Annotated in this window: 10 protein-coding genes and 1 pseudogene; 6 read left to right on the top strand and 5 right to left on the bottom strand. The window is 70.5% G+C overall.

The window, feature by feature from the left end; genetic code table 11:
- Together KVT44_RS51425 and KVT44_RS51420 are read right to left on the bottom strand one after the other, a co-directional pair.
- The coding region (locus KVT44_RS51425) for a 2-keto-4-pentenoate hydratase (protein WP_217575565.1) at positions 1–852 on the bottom strand (852 nt) is incomplete at its 3' end.
- Entirely contained in the window at positions 849–1,481 is a 633-nt protein-coding gene (locus KVT44_RS51420; protein WP_217575563.1) for a TetR/AcrR family transcriptional regulator, read from the bottom strand. The genes KVT44_RS51420 and KVT44_RS51425, both read right to left, overlap by 4 nt.
- Positions 1,482–1,619: 138 nt before the next feature.
- Here KVT44_RS51420 and KVT44_RS51415 point away from each other — a divergent pair, with 138 nt between their 5' ends.
- The 4 genes from KVT44_RS51415 to KVT44_RS51400 all read left to right on the top strand — a co-directional run bounded on the left by KVT44_RS51415 (position 1,620) and on the right by KVT44_RS51400 (position 5,913).
- On the top strand, positions 1,620–3,233 hold the full coding sequence (locus KVT44_RS51415) for a bifunctional 3-(3-hydroxy-phenyl)propionate/3-hydroxycinnamic acid hydroxylase (RefSeq protein WP_308314372.1): 1,614 nt from the start codon (positions 1,620–1,622) through the stop codon (positions 3,231–3,233).
- Between the two features lie 8 nt (positions 3,234–3,241).
- Positions 3,242–4,114, top strand: coding sequence for an alpha/beta fold hydrolase (locus KVT44_RS51410; RefSeq protein ID WP_217575561.1), 873 nt, complete (start codon positions 3,242–3,244; stop codon positions 4,112–4,114).
- Positions 4,111–5,124 carry a VOC family protein gene (locus KVT44_RS51405; RefSeq protein WP_217575559.1) on the top strand — a complete coding sequence of 338 codons (1,014 nt, stop codon included), beginning with the start codon at positions 4,111–4,113 and terminating at the stop codon, positions 5,122–5,124. Before KVT44_RS51410 ends, KVT44_RS51405 begins: the two co-directional genes overlap by 4 nt.
- A 141-nt stretch (positions 5,125–5,265) precedes the next feature.
- Positions 5,266–5,913: a TetR/AcrR family transcriptional regulator gene (locus tag KVT44_RS51400; RefSeq protein WP_217575557.1), complete on the top strand. Its 648-nt coding sequence runs from the start codon at positions 5,266–5,268 to the stop codon at positions 5,911–5,913.
- 27 nt (positions 5,914–5,940) lie between these two features.
- Here the strand turns inward: KVT44_RS51400 and KVT44_RS51395 are convergent, their stop codons facing one another.
- The gene (locus KVT44_RS51395) at positions 5,941–6,591 is read right to left on the bottom strand and encodes a TetR/AcrR family transcriptional regulator (RefSeq protein ID WP_190174182.1); all 651 of its coding nucleotides are present in this window, start codon (positions 6,589–6,591) and stop codon (positions 5,941–5,943) included.
- Between the two features lie 189 nt (positions 6,592–6,780).
- Between KVT44_RS51395 and KVT44_RS51390 the strand changes: the two genes are divergently transcribed.
- Both KVT44_RS51390 and KVT44_RS51385 read left to right on the top strand, forming a co-directional pair.
- Positions 6,781–8,514, top strand: coding sequence for an FAD-dependent monooxygenase (locus tag KVT44_RS51390; RefSeq protein ID WP_217575555.1), 1,734 nt, complete (start codon positions 6,781–6,783; stop codon positions 8,512–8,514).
- 26 nt (positions 8,515–8,540) lie between these two features.
- Positions 8,541–9,290: a hypothetical protein gene (locus KVT44_RS51385; RefSeq protein WP_217575553.1), complete on the top strand. Its 750-nt coding sequence runs from the start codon at positions 8,541–8,543 to the stop codon at positions 9,288–9,290.
- Positions 9,291–9,409: 119 nt separating this feature from the next.
- On the opposite strand, the pseudogene KVT44_RS51380 reads toward KVT44_RS51385, so the two are convergent.
- Together KVT44_RS51380 and KVT44_RS51375 are read right to left on the bottom strand one after the other, a co-directional pair.
- Positions 9,410–11,405: pseudogene (locus KVT44_RS51380) on the bottom strand (acetoacetate--CoA ligase).
- On the bottom strand, positions 11,402–13,027 hold the full coding sequence (locus tag KVT44_RS51375) for a bifunctional 3-(3-hydroxy-phenyl)propionate/3-hydroxycinnamic acid hydroxylase (protein WP_368857615.1): 1,626 nt from the start codon (positions 13,025–13,027) through the stop codon (positions 11,402–11,404). The pseudogene KVT44_RS51380 and the gene KVT44_RS51375 overlap by 4 nt, the downstream one beginning before the upstream one ends.
- Positions 13,028–13,038 lie beyond the last annotated feature (11 nt).

Below are 13,038 nucleotides of genomic sequence, written 5' to 3'. Positions count from 1 at the left end.
CCCCCACCCCCCTCCCGCGGTCCCCCTACCACCCCGGTGCAGGCCCACACGTTCGGCCCCACCAGGAGGAGGCCTACGTCCCCCCGGGCCGGGGGCGGTGAAGCGTGCCACGACCTTCTGGGCGGCGCTGCCGAAGGGGGCGGTGGTCATGGCGCCGGGCAGTACCACGTGTCCGGGCTCCAGGGCGGTGTCGAAGGGGGCGAGGGTGTTGGCCGGCCAGGCGACCGCGGCGGCCGGGTGGCCCAGCACTTCCTTCCCGCTGCCCGAGGCGACGCGCTCGCCGTCGACGACCAGGTCGACGAGGACGGTGGAGAGATCGGGCGCGTCGGTCAGGGGCGTCCAGGGGTCGCAGAGCAGCCCGGCGGAGCTGGCGTTGTCGGCGACCGTGTCGACCAGGGTGATCTTCCAGTCACGGATCCGGCTGTCGACGATCTCCAGAGCCGGGGCGACCGCGTCGGTGGCAGCCAGGACGTCCTCGACGGTGATGCCGGGACCGCGCAGGGGCCGTGCGAGGCGGAAGCAGATCTCCGGCTCGACGCGCGGCCGGCAGTAGCGCGCCGCGGGTATGGTGCCGCCGTCGCGGTGGACCATGTCGTCCAGCAGGTGCCCGAGGTCGGGCTCGTCGACGCCGATGAGCTGCTGCATCGCGGCCGCGGTCAGGCCCACCTTGTGTCCGACGACAGTGGCCCCGTCGGCCAGGCGCCGGGCGATGTTGTCCTGCTGGACGGCGTAGGCGTCGGCCAGGTCCATGCTGGGCAACAGTGTCGACAGCGGGTCGATGGGTGCCACATGATGTGCTGCCTCGCGCAGCAGCCGGCCGGCTTCCGCACGCTGGTGGGCGGTCATGGTCATCCCGTGCTCCTCGATGCCAGGCGGGTCGCCGCGTCGTGGATCAACTGGGCGTGCAGTTCGAACATCGACACCAGGTCGACGGCGTCGCCGCTGATCTCCCGCTGCACGAACAGGCCGTCGGCGCCCGCGACGGCGTAGGTGGTGAGGGTGCGCACGGCGTCCTCGTCCAGGCCGGGGAACAGCGACTCGACCACTTCGGTGATCTTCTGGCTCGCGATGTCGCGGACCTGGAGGAACACCGTCCGGCCCCGAGGCTCGGCGGGCCGCCGCTCCAGAGCGAGCATGAGGCCGAGACGCAGGAAGTCCGGCGCGTCGACCAGCGACTTCGCCACGTTCGCCGCCATGGCCGTGGCCCGCTCCAGCGGTGTGCCCGTCTCTTCCACCGGCAGCTCGACGGCTGCGAGCCAGGTCTCGAAGCTGCGCTCGATGACCGCGGCGATGAGGTCGTCCTTGTCCTTGAAATGCCAGTAGATCGAGCTGGCGGGCAGTCCGCACTTGGCGCTCACCGCCGCGATCGACGTGCCCTCGTACCCGCGCTCACCTGCGATCTCCACCGTGGCGTCGAGGATGCGCTGCCGCGACTCCACCCCGTTCGCACGCTTCTTGCGCGGTGTCTGCGGCCTGGTCATGGGGGTGCCCTTCCTGTTGTGCCGGCACTTGACCGTGTCCTGCACCGAGCTTACCGTAGCGCTCGTTCCAATTGGAGTAAACGCTACAGCAACGGGTTCGCAGCACATCGCGAACAGGGACGACAGTGAGGTGGCCTGGTGAGCGAAGTCAGTGCCGAGGTCAGCGCCGAAGACGGTGCCGAACGCAGTGCCTATGACGTGGCGGTGATCGGCTACGGGCCCACGGGCGTCACCGCGGCGAACCTGCTGGGCGCGCTGGGCCTTCGGGTCGTCGTGCTCGAACGCGACGCCGAGGTCTTCTCCCGAGCCCGGGCCATCTCGACCGACGAAGAGGTCGTACGGATCTGGCAGCGCATCGGCCTGGCCGATCGGCTCAAGCAGGACATGCTGGCCGACCGGCCCCTCGACTTCGTCGACGCCCGGGGCCGCACCTTCCTCAGCGCGCATCCCACCCCACGCGGTCACGGCCATCCGCCGCAGATGTTCATCTACCAGCCGGCGCTGGAGCAGGTCCTGCGTGACGGGGTCGCCCGCCACCCGAACGTCGAAGTACTGCTGCGGCACGAGTGCCTGCGGCTGCGTCAGGACGCCGAGGGCGTGGAACTGACGGTGGTCTGCTCGGCCGACGACTCCGTCCACCGCCTCCGTGCCTCGTACGTGATCGCGGCCGACGGCGGTTCCAGCCTCACCCGCGCTCAGCTCAACATCGGCTATGAGGGCCGGACGTACGAAGACCGCTGGGTGGTCATCGACACCGAGATGCTCAGGCCCTGGCCGGACCACGACCGGCTGCGTTTCCGCTGCGACCCCGCGCGGCCCGCAGTGGACTGCCCCACCCCGCTCGGTCACCACCGCTGGGAGTTCCCGATCCTGCCGGGTGACGACGAGAAGTACCTGACCGGCGACGAGGCGGTGTACGAGCTGGTGGCCCGGTACGGGATCAGCCGGGACAGCGTCAAGATCCTGCGGACCACCGTCTACAGCCACCACGTGCGCTTCGCCGCCCGCTTCCGGGCGGGCCGGGTCTTCCTCGCGGGTGACGCCGCCCATGCCATGCCGCCCTGGATCGGCCAGGGCATGGCCGCCGGAGTGCGCGACGTGGCGAACCTGTGCTGGAAACTTGACGCCGTCCTCCGTGGCGAGCTGCCCGAGACCGTGCTCGACAGCTACGAGACGGAGCGGAAACCGCACGTCAAGGAGGTCACCGAGCGGGCGGTGTTCGTCGGGCGGATGATCACCGAACGGAGACGGCCGGTGGCGAGGGTCCGCGACTCGGGGCTACGGGTCCTGAACCGCGTGCCTGGCTTCGGTGCCTGGCTGCAGGACGCGAACTGGATCCCCGTGGCCCGCTACGCCGAGGGTCTGCAGGCCCGCCCCCGGGCCCGCGCGTCCGGCTGGCAGATACCCCAGCCCTGGATGACCGGGCCCGACGGCGAACGCGTACGGCTGGACGACGCACTCGGCAGCCGCTGGCTGCTCCTGCACACCGGATCGGCCGCGCCCCAGCCCGCGTGGGACCGCCTCGGCATCCCCTCGCTCACCATCACACCGGCCCGATCCCGCCCGGCGGAGGGCACCCTCGTCGACAGCGACGACGTACTGCTCGCCTGGCTGGCCGAACACCGCGCGGCCACCGTCGCCCTGCGACCGGACGCGTACGTCTACGCCGCCGCCCCCGCGGGCGCTCAACTCTCGCCGCCCCTGACCGGATTCGCTCCCGTGCCGCACCCGATCCCGACCACCGCTCTGTGAGGACCGACATGACCACGCATACCGAACTGCCGCCGATGCGGGAGCGCCTGCTCGACGTCGGGGACAAGAAGATCTTCGTCGCGGAGACCGGCGACGGCTCTCCCGTCCTGCTGCTGCACGGCGGCGGCCCCGGGGCCTCCGGCGTCGCCAACTACGCACGCAACATCGGGGAGTTGGCCAAGGAGTACCGGGTCGTCGTTCCCGACCTGCCCGGTTACGGACGCAGCACCAAGGGTGTCGACGGCGCGGACCCCTTCGGTCATCTCGCCGACGGTATCCGTGGCGTGCTCGACCGACTCGGCCTGGAGCGGGCCCACCTGGTCGGCAACTCCTACGGCGGTGCCTGCGCCCTGCGACTGGCCCTGGACACGCCCGACCGGATCGACCGCATGGTCCTGATGGGCCCGGGCGGTATCGGCACCACCCGCGCCCTGCCCACTCCGGGTCTGAACAGCCTGCTGAACTACTACTCCGGTGAAGGGCCTTCGCGCCTGAAGCTGGAGAAGTTCATCCGCGACCACCTGGTGTTCAACGCCGCCGACGTGCCCGACGAGGTCATCGACGCGCGCTACCGGGACAGCATCGATCCGGAGGTCATCGCCGCTCCGCCACTGCGCCGCCCGTCCGGCCCGAACGCCCTGCGCACCCTGTGGAGAATGGACCTCACCCGCGACCGACGCCTGGCCCGCCTGCCCGTGCCCACGCTGGTGCTGTGGGGCGCGAAGGACAAGGTCAACCGGCCCGAGGGCGGGCGCATGCTGGCCGATCGCATGCCCAACTGCGACCTGTACCTGGCAGCCAACACCGGGCACTGGGTCCAGTACGAACGCGCCGAACTCTTCAACCGCCTGTGCGCCGACTTCCTGGCCGGGCGCCGATGAACACGCCTGCGCATCAGTCCGTCTTCGGTGCCGTCCACCTCGGCTACATCGTCATCGAGACGAACCGCTTCACCGACTGGCGCCGCTTCGGCACCGACGCCATCGGCATGCACCACGACGCCCCTGACGCAGGACTGATGCGGTTCCGCCTCGACGACCAGGAATGCCGCTTCCTGCTGAGGCGCGGCCCGGCCGAGGACGTCGTGGCCACCGGCTGGCACATCGCCGACCACCCCACGTTCGAACGGATCGAGGCCCGCGTACGCGCCCACGGCGTCCCCCTCGTCCAGGGCACCGCCGAAGAAGCCGCTCTGCGCGGGGTCGAACGCCTCCTGTGCTTCCCGGGGCCCAAAGGCATCACGCAGGAGATCTACACCACGCCGGTGAAGTCGGCGGAGCCCCTGCGCATGCTCGCCTCCGGATTCGTCACGGGCGACTCCGGCATGGGCCACGTGGCGATCACCTCCACCAGACCGACGCAGATCCGCGGCTACTACAACACCGTCTTCGACGCACGTCTGACCGACTGCATCGACGAGACCATCAGCGGCGTCAAACTCAAGATCCGCTTCCTGCGCGTCAACGAACGCCACCACTCCATCGCCGTCGCCGCCGTCCAGGGTCTGCCGATCGACCCGATCCGCACCCGCGTCCAGCACCTCAACATCCAGGCCGCCACCCTCGACGACATCGCCCGGAGCTACCAGCGCGTGTACGAACTCGGCTTCGACATGGCGCTGTCCGTGGGACAGCACACCAATGACAAAGAGCTCTCGTACTACGCCCGCACGCCCTCGGGCTTCGAATGGGAGGTCGGCTGGAATCCCGTCACCATCGACGAAGCCACCTGGCAGCCCACCACCCACCAGGGCATCAGCGTCTGGGGCCACACACCCGTCGGCCGGACCATCATCGACAAACTCGACCAGTTCCGACTCGGCGCCCGCTCCCTCACTCGCCCGGAAGTCACCGTCCCCGCCCTCGGCGGAACCGGTGTCTGCGACGACTGACCGCCGGGCCGGGCCCCGCCGGCCCGGCGGGGCCCGGAACAGATCCGGTTCCGGATCACGCTGAAGGACCCGTGGCAGACTGGGCGGGCGGCTCGTCCCGGTCCGTCGTCCACCCCCTACTGATCCACCGAGGTTGTTTCCGTGCCCAAGCCCGTGGCCCGCGAGCCGATGCGACGTAATTCACGGTCCAACCGGGCGCGCATCCTGGCCACGGCCCGCCAGGAACTGGGACGGAATCCCGACGTCACCCTGGAGGAACTCGCGCGAGCCGCCGGTGTCGTGCGGCGCACCCTCTTCGGGCACTTTCCCGGACGCGCGGCGTTGCTGGAGGCTCTTGCCGGGGAGGCGTCCGAGGCGATTCGGAGCGTCGTCTCGGCCGGAGCGAACTCGACGGAGCCGGCCGAGCGGGCCCTCGCGTACTTCGTGCTCTCCGTGTGGCCCGTAGGGGACCGCTATCGGATGCTCGTGGCGCTGGCGCGGAAGGACCTGGGTATGGAACGCGTGGCCGAGATCCTGGCACCGGCCCGCGACGAGGCCACGGCCATCCTGGAGCGAGGGCAGCGAGACGGCGTCTTTCACACCCATCTGCCGCCCGCTGCGCTGAGCGCCGGACTGGAAGCCATGACGGTCGCGCTGCTGGAAGCGGTCAACACCGGGGCGCTGGACGACGACGGAACCCGGGTCGCCGTCGCGACGCTCATCGCGGCCGGTGTGCCGGAGGACCAGGCGGGTGCGGTGGTCGACGACGTCGCGTCCGCGGCGCTCGCGGAGGCTGCCGCCGACGCGTGAGCCGTCTCGCGGACCAGCAGAGGACGCTCACCTGACGGCGGCGTCGACCATGTCCAGGTCGGGCAGGTCCAGCGAGCAGATCCGCGCGGCCTCGTCGGCGGTCATGCCGAAGTGGCGCAGCAGTCCACGGACAACGAGGTCCGAGGACTTCGCATCGTCACGGTCGGGCTGCGCGTGCAGGAGCGAACCGAGGGCCAGTTGGGCGCTGACCGTCATGGCGAGGGCGAGGTCCAGATCCTCCACCTCGAAGCGTCCGGCGGCCGCCGCGGTACGGATGTCGCGCAGTGCGCGCGGCGCCAACCCGCGGTCGGAGTAGGCCACTTCGAGCCCGTGGTTCAGGAGAACCCGGCTGAGCTGCGGGTAGCGGCGGTGCAGGCGGCCGGTCATCCGGAAGCTCTGGGCGTACGCGACCGCCGGGTCGTCGATGTCCGCGGTGAGCTGGTCCATGAGACCGCCGAACCACTCCAGCGCGTCCTCGACCGCGGCGCGGAAGAGGTCTTCCTTGGTGTCGAAGTGGTTGTAGAACGAACCGACCCCGACATCCGCGAGCTCGGTGATCTCCAGGACCGCGACGTCGGTGCGCCCCTCGGCCAGCAGGCGTTGTGCCGCGCACACCAGGGAGGCTCGCGTGCGCGCCCGTCGCTGGTCGGCACGCCGGGGCGCGGTCTTGTCGGCCATCGCATCCTCCACACATCCGTACTCGATCCACCCGCACTCTAACCGTCCACCCAGACGTCCTGAATATTTCGTCAGTTCTATTGACTGACATCAGTCTCGAAAGTGAAGCTTTCTTCAGAAGGTGGTGACCGTGGAGCCCGACCTGGTGGTGGCCTACCTGATCGTCCTCTTCCAGAAATGAGCTACGAGATGAGCAAGCCAACACCCCGTGCGGTCGAGGAGACTTCGGTGCTGGTGGTCGGCGCGGGCCCGGTCGGCCTGACCCTGGCCATGGAGCTGGAGCACCACGGTGTGGAAACCCTGCTCGTGGAGCGCAACACCTCCACGACCAGACACCCGAAGATGGACGTCACCAACGGCCGCAGCATGGAGCTGTACCGCCGCCTCGGCGTCGCGGACGACCTGCGCGAGGTCGCCATCCCCACCGATCGCCGCACCAAGGTGACGTGGGCGACCAGCGCGGTGGGCTGGGAGCTGGCCACGTTCGAGTACCCCAGCGTCGACGAGACGCGGGAGACGATCCGTGAGCGCAACGACGGCACGCTGCCTCTCGAACCCTGGATGCGGGTGTCCCAGGTGATCCTCGAACCGGCGCTGCGGGACCTGCTGGAGGCGCGCGCCAAGCACGTCACCGTGCGGTACGGCTGGGGACTGGACAGCTTCGAGCAGGACGCCGAGGGCGTCACCGCCCACCTGGTGTCCGCCGACGGTGGCCGTCGGCGCACGGTCCGCGCCCGCTACCTCGCCGGATGCGACGGCGCCGGCAGCCGCACCCGCCGGCAACTCGGCATCGGGCTCGACGAGACCGACCTGCGCAAGCTGGTCGTCAAGGAACTCGGCCTTCCCCGCACGGTGGCGACGCTCGCACGAGCCTTCCGGGAGACCCGGGAACGCCCCGCCGACGGCCGTTTCTACTTGGTGCACTTCACCACGTCCGACACCGAGATCCTCAACCGCTTCGGCACCGTCTGGCATCTGCAGTCTCCCGCCGGATGGACGGTGATCTCGCAGAACGACGGCGACACCTTCACCCTGCACGCCCCGCTCGGCATGCGCACCGACGCCGACCGCATCGACCCGCGCGAGTTCGTCCACGAACGCCTCGGCCGCCGCTTCGAGATGGACGTCCTGGTCGCCAACGCATGGACCCCGAGACTGACCGTCGCCGACTCCTTCGGCCGCGGCCGGGTCTGGCTCGCGGGCGACGCCGTCCACCAGGTGACGCCCACCGGCGGCTACGGCATGAACACCGGAGTCGGTGACGCCATCGGACTCGGCTGGACACTCGCCGGAGTACTCCAGGGCTGGGGAACTCCCGGTCTCCTGCGCGCCTATGAACAGGAGCGCCGGTCGGTGGCGCTGCGCAACCGCCAGGCTGCCGTGCGCCACTGCTTCGTACGCGCGGCGGTCATGGCCACCAACCGGGCCGAGCTGCACAGCGAACGCTGGCTCGGGGCACGCACCAGGCGGAGGACCGGCCGAGAGATCAGCGACCTGGGGAACCTGGAGAACGAAGCCCTCGGCATCGAACTCGGCTACCGCTACGACACCTCACCCGCCGTCTGCCACGAGAGCGGCGGCCAGGCTCCTCGGCAGACGATGGACGAGTACACGCCCAGCACCTGGCCGGGCGCCAGGCCGCCGAGCGTGCTGCTGGAGGACGGCCGCGCCCTGTTCGACCTCTTTCATCGAGGCTTCACCCTGCTGCGGTTCGCCGACCACGACGTCACCGCACTCGTCGAGGCCGCTGCCGAACGCGGTGTTCCCCTCGACGTCGTCGACGTGCGCGACACCCGCGCCCGGGCCCTCTACGAGCGGGACCTGGTCGTCGTACGCCCCGACCAGCACGTCGCCTGGCGAGGCGACACACCACCCGGCGACCCGCTGCACGTCATCGACCGCATCCGGGGCGCTCACCACTGAGCTCGCCGGTCCGTACAGGAGAATTCATGAGCCGACCTGTCAAGACCACCTCCTTCATGTCCCCGGTCTGGTTCCGCACGGACCTGCCCAGGGAGAGCGCCGTCGGGTACTGGGCGGGACCGCACGCGCAGATCGCCGGGCGGCTGCCCAACATGGCCGAGTACGTCCAACGGCACTTCTCGCCCACCGACCACGGCTACTGGCCGTCGTCTCCCACCGTGGGTACGACCGTTCCGGCGAACTGGCGCTGTGACGGCGTGGCCGAGGTGCGGTTCGGGAGCACGGTCGCCGCGCTCGCCATGCCGATGCGCATGCGGGAGGTCTACCTGGATGAGCAGAATCTCTTCGAACGGGTCCTCGGACAGGTCACCGGACCCGGCGGAGGCCGCTGGTGGACCGACGGCCACGACGACGCCGTAGGCCACCGCACGGTCCTGCTCCTGCGCCGGCGCCGTGGGGTGCGCGGCCGCGCGTTCCGGGCGTACGTCCACGACCGCATCGGTCCCGCGCTCCACGAGGCCGGTGCGCGCGACCTGCGCACGTACACGTTCCTGCCCTGGTCGCGGTTCGTGCACCCCACACTCGGTGTCTGTCACGACAACCCGACCTTCCGCCGCTACCACGGAAGCGTTGTCGTCGGAGCCGACAGCCGCGCCGCCGTGGACGAGTTGCTGAAGTCCGAGCAGGTGGCCGGGATCGTCACCGACCAGCACACGGTCTTGACGGCCGCCCACGCCTACACCGTGGAACGGAGCGTGCCGGTCATCCGTCCATGACGCGGTCCCGCTTCAGCCCGGGATTCGGCCGGGCCGACGCGCGCAACCGGACACACGAGCGCCCTGGCCCCCGAGGCCGCCGCGCCCTGAGCCGGCGGCGGTGGTGTTCTGTGCCGTTCTCAAGCCGTGGTCTTTCGGCTGCGGCGTTCGGCGCCCAGACGGGCGTAGTAGTCGACGAGTTCGGGAGCGTCCACGGCCGCGGGGTTGACGACCTGCTCGACGGAGGTGCCCTGGAGCAGGCGTTTGACCGGGACCTCGAGTTTCTTGCCGGTGCGGGTGTGTGGGATGGCCGGGACCTGGAGGATCTCGTCGGGGACGTGGCGGGGGTGAGGCGCCGGTGCGGATGGCGTCGCGGATGCGGTCGCGCAGAGCGTCGTCGAGGGCGACGCCGGGTGCCGGGACGACGAACAGCGGCATCCAGTAGCCGCCGTCGGCTTCCTCCGCACCGATGACGAGCGCTTCTGCGATCTCCGGGAGGCGTTCGACGACGTCGTGGATGTCGGCGCTGCCCAGGCGTACGCCGTTGCGGTTGAGGGTGGAGTCGGAGCGGCCGTGAACGATCACCGAGCCGTGGGCCGTGTGGGTGATCCAGTCGCCGTGTCGCCACACGCCGGGGTACGCGCAGAAGTAGGCGTCGTGGTAGCGGGCGCCGTCGGGGTCGTTCCAGAAGGACAGCGGCATCGACGGCATGGGGCGAGTGACGACCAGCTCGCCGACCCGGTCGACGACCGGAAGGCCCTCGGTGTCGTACGCGGCGAGTGCCACACCCAGGTGCGGAGCCGACAGTTCCCCCGCCCAGACCGGGATCGTGGGCGCGCTGCCGGCGAAGCCGGAGACGATGTCGGTACCTCCACTGATGGAGGCGAGCAGGACGTGACCGCCGACGTGGTCGCGGACCCAGGGGTAGGCGGAGGCGGGCAGCGCGGAGCCGGTGCAGCCGACGACGCGGATCGACGACAGGTCGTGCACGGACGGGTCGATGCCGAACTTGGCCATGGCCAGGAGGTATTGCGGGCTGGTGCCGAAGACGGTGACGCGGTGGTGGGACGCCAGTTCCCACAGGACGTCCGGGCGGGTCAGCGGGGCGGGACTGCCGTCGTACGTGCAGGTGGTCGCGCCGGTCAGCAAGGTGGAGACGACCAGGTTCCACATCATCCAGTGGGTGGTGGTGTACCAGAGGAGGCGGTCGCCGGGACCGAGGTCGGAGTGCAGGCCGAGGGTCTTGAGATGTTCGAGCAGGACGCCTCCGTGACCGTGGACGATGCCCTTGGGCAGGCCCGTGGTGCCGGAGGAGAAGACGATCCACAGAGGGTGGTCGAACGGCACGGGTGTGCAGTCGAGTCGCTCGGTGCGGGTGGACGCGTCCTCCCACGGGATGACCAGCGAGGGACAGCTCCGCGAGGGCCAGGGCAGACCGACATGGTCGACCAGCAGGGTCGCCTTCAACGTCGGCAGCGCATGGGCCAGTTCGAGGGCGGCCTCCCGTCGGTCGTGGGTGGTGCCGTTGAAGAAGTAGCCGTCGGCCGTGATCAGGACGGTGGGTTCGAGCTGCGCGAAGCGGTCGGCGGCGGCCTTGGGCGCGTAGTCCTGCCCGCACACGGACCAGACGGCGCCCAGGCTCGCGGCGGCCAGGAACGCCACGATCGCGTGCGGGGTGTTGGGAAGGTAGCCGACGACCCGGTCGCCCCTGCCCACGCCGAGGTCGCGCAGGGTCGCGGCGACGGAGGCGACCTGGGCACGCAACCGCTGCCCGGTCACCTCGTGGCTGGAACCGGTCTCGTCGAGGGCGACGATCGCCACGTCGTCGTCCGTGAGACTGCGCAGGGCGTGGTGGGCGTAATTGAGGGTGGCGCCGGGGAACCAGCGGGCGCCGGGCATCCGCTCGTCCTCCAGCACCCGCTGGTAGGGCGTGGCCGCCTCGATGTCGAAGTACTCCCACACCGCGCCCCAGAATCCTTCGAGGTCGGTGACCGACCAGTGGTGCAGGGAGGCGTAGTCCGAGTCCACGGCAACACCCCGGTGCCCGGCCGCCCAGTGGGCGAAGTCCACGATGCGACTGGCGGCTGCGGCCTGCGGATCAGGGGTGAAGAAGGGGTCCGGGTACGGCGTGTTCATCGCGTTGTGCTCCTCAACAGGCTTTTCTCAACGGTCCGTTGGGAAGGGAAAGGGATTCGTGTGGAGTGCAGAAGGGACGCCCAGGCAGCGGTGTCCGTGAAGTCGCCGCCGCCGGGCGGGACGACGTCCATCACGACACGGTCGGGCCGCAGCAGCACGGCGTCCGCCCGCCCCTCGCGCAGCCAGGCGGCGAGGTGTCCGTCGTCACCGAGGTCGGCCACGCGAACGGTCCGGGCACCGAGGCCGTCGGCGACCGCTTTCAGCGAGGGCGAGAGCGGTACGGCGGTCAGCAGGGCGAAGGAGTCGCCGAGCAGTTCGTCGAGGCGGGCGCGCCGTCCGTCGACGGTCACCCACGGCTGGGGGCAGAAGGTGCCCACGAGACCGCGGCCGCTCCAGCGGGTGCGACGGCGTACGAGCGGCCCCGCGGTCAGGGCGGGACTGAGGTCGCGTGCGGCCGCCGTACTCAGGCCAGGGATACGGACGGCCGCGCTCAGGACACCGCGGCGAACGGCTGCGGCACCGTCCTGGCCGCCGGTCATGGCCCAGCCCATGGCGACCGCGAGCCGTACCATGCGGCGGGCGTGCGGCTTGCGTTCGACCTCGTAGGTCTCCAACAGTCGCTCGTCGGCGCCCTGTTGGAGAACCCGGGCGAGTTTCCAGGTGAGGTTGTAGGCGTCGCGCAGGCCCGCGCACAGCCCCTGCCCGATGAACGGCGGGGTGAGGTGGGCGGCGTCGCCGAGGAGAAAGACACGCCCCCGGCGCCAGCGATCGACGACCCGCGCCCGGAAGGTGTACCGCGCCTGCCGCATCACCTCGAAGTCGGCGCCGTACGCGAGATCCACCCAGGGAGCGATCAGCTCCCGCAGCCGCTCGTGACTCAGTGCCGAGTCGTCCCGCAGCCGGAACTCCCAGCGGTAGCGGTCCTCGCTGACGCGCATGAACGTCGCCGGCCGCTGCGGATCGCAGACCTGTTCGACACCTTCCCAGCAGCGGACCGGAAGGCTGGTGCGCACGTCGATGACCGTCCAGCGTTCCTCGAAGCGCAGGTCCTCCCACCCGGCGCCGATGGCGTCGCGGATCAGGCTGCCCGCGCCGTCGCAGCCGAGGACGGCATCCGCCCGCAGAAGGTGTTCACTCTCGTCGTCGCGGTAGGTCACGCGGACCGGACCGTGGCCGTCCTGTGCGACGCCGACGACCTCCACTCCGCCGCGCAGTTCGCACGCCGGGGTGCGAGCGAGGGTGTCGCGCAACAGCCGTTCCAGCTCGGGCTGGTCGAACATGCTGGTCTGCGGGAAGCCGTGGGCTCCCTGCGCGACGCGCGGGAACTCGGCCATCACCCGGTGCCCGGCGTCCAGCAGCCGCAGCCCCCGCGCGGGGCGGGCGATCGCGGCGAACTCCTCCTGGACCCCTGCGGCCTGGAGGATGCGGCGCACCTCGTCGTCCGTGGCGACGGCGCGCGGCAGCGGGTAGACGTCGTGGTGGCGTTCGAGGACGACGGTCCTCACACCACGCCGGGCCAGCAACAGGGCGGCGGTCACGCCCACGGGCCCCGCTCCGACAATCACCACGGGTACGTCTGCCGAGTTGTGCTCGACGGTCATGTGCGGCTCACTTCGGGTCACGGTTCGTGTCG

This window comes from Streptomyces sp. GbtcB7 (genome assembly GCF_019091445.1).
In the GTDB taxonomy this organism is placed as follows: domain Bacteria; phylum Actinomycetota; class Actinomycetes; order Streptomycetales; family Streptomycetaceae; genus Streptomyces; species Streptomyces mirabilis.
This window is presented reverse-complemented; position numbering and strand designations above follow the sequence as displayed.

Bases quoted from the DNA above. Each gene is read 5' to 3' on its own strand.
- KVT44_RS51410 (WP_217575561.1), top strand. From the start codon at position 3,242: ATGACCACGCATACCGAACTGCCGCCGATGCGGGAGCGCCTGCTCGAC.
- KVT44_RS51420 (WP_217575563.1), bottom strand. From the start codon at position 1,481: ATGACCAGGCCGCAGACACCGCGCAAGAAGCGTGCGAACGGGGTGGAG.
- KVT44_RS51385 (WP_217575553.1), top strand. From the start codon at position 8,541: ATGAGCCGACCTGTCAAGACCACCTCCTTCATGTCCCCGGTCTGGTTC.
- KVT44_RS51405 (WP_217575559.1), top strand. From the start codon at position 4,111: ATGAACACGCCTGCGCATCAGTCCGTCTTCGGTGCCGTCCACCTCGGC.
- KVT44_RS51390 (WP_217575555.1), top strand. From the start codon at position 6,781: ATGAGCAAGCCAACACCCCGTGCGGTCGAGGAGACTTCGGTGCTGGTG.
- KVT44_RS51395 (WP_190174182.1), bottom strand. From the start codon at position 6,591: ATGGCCGACAAGACCGCGCCCCGGCGTGCCGACCAGCGACGGGCGCGC.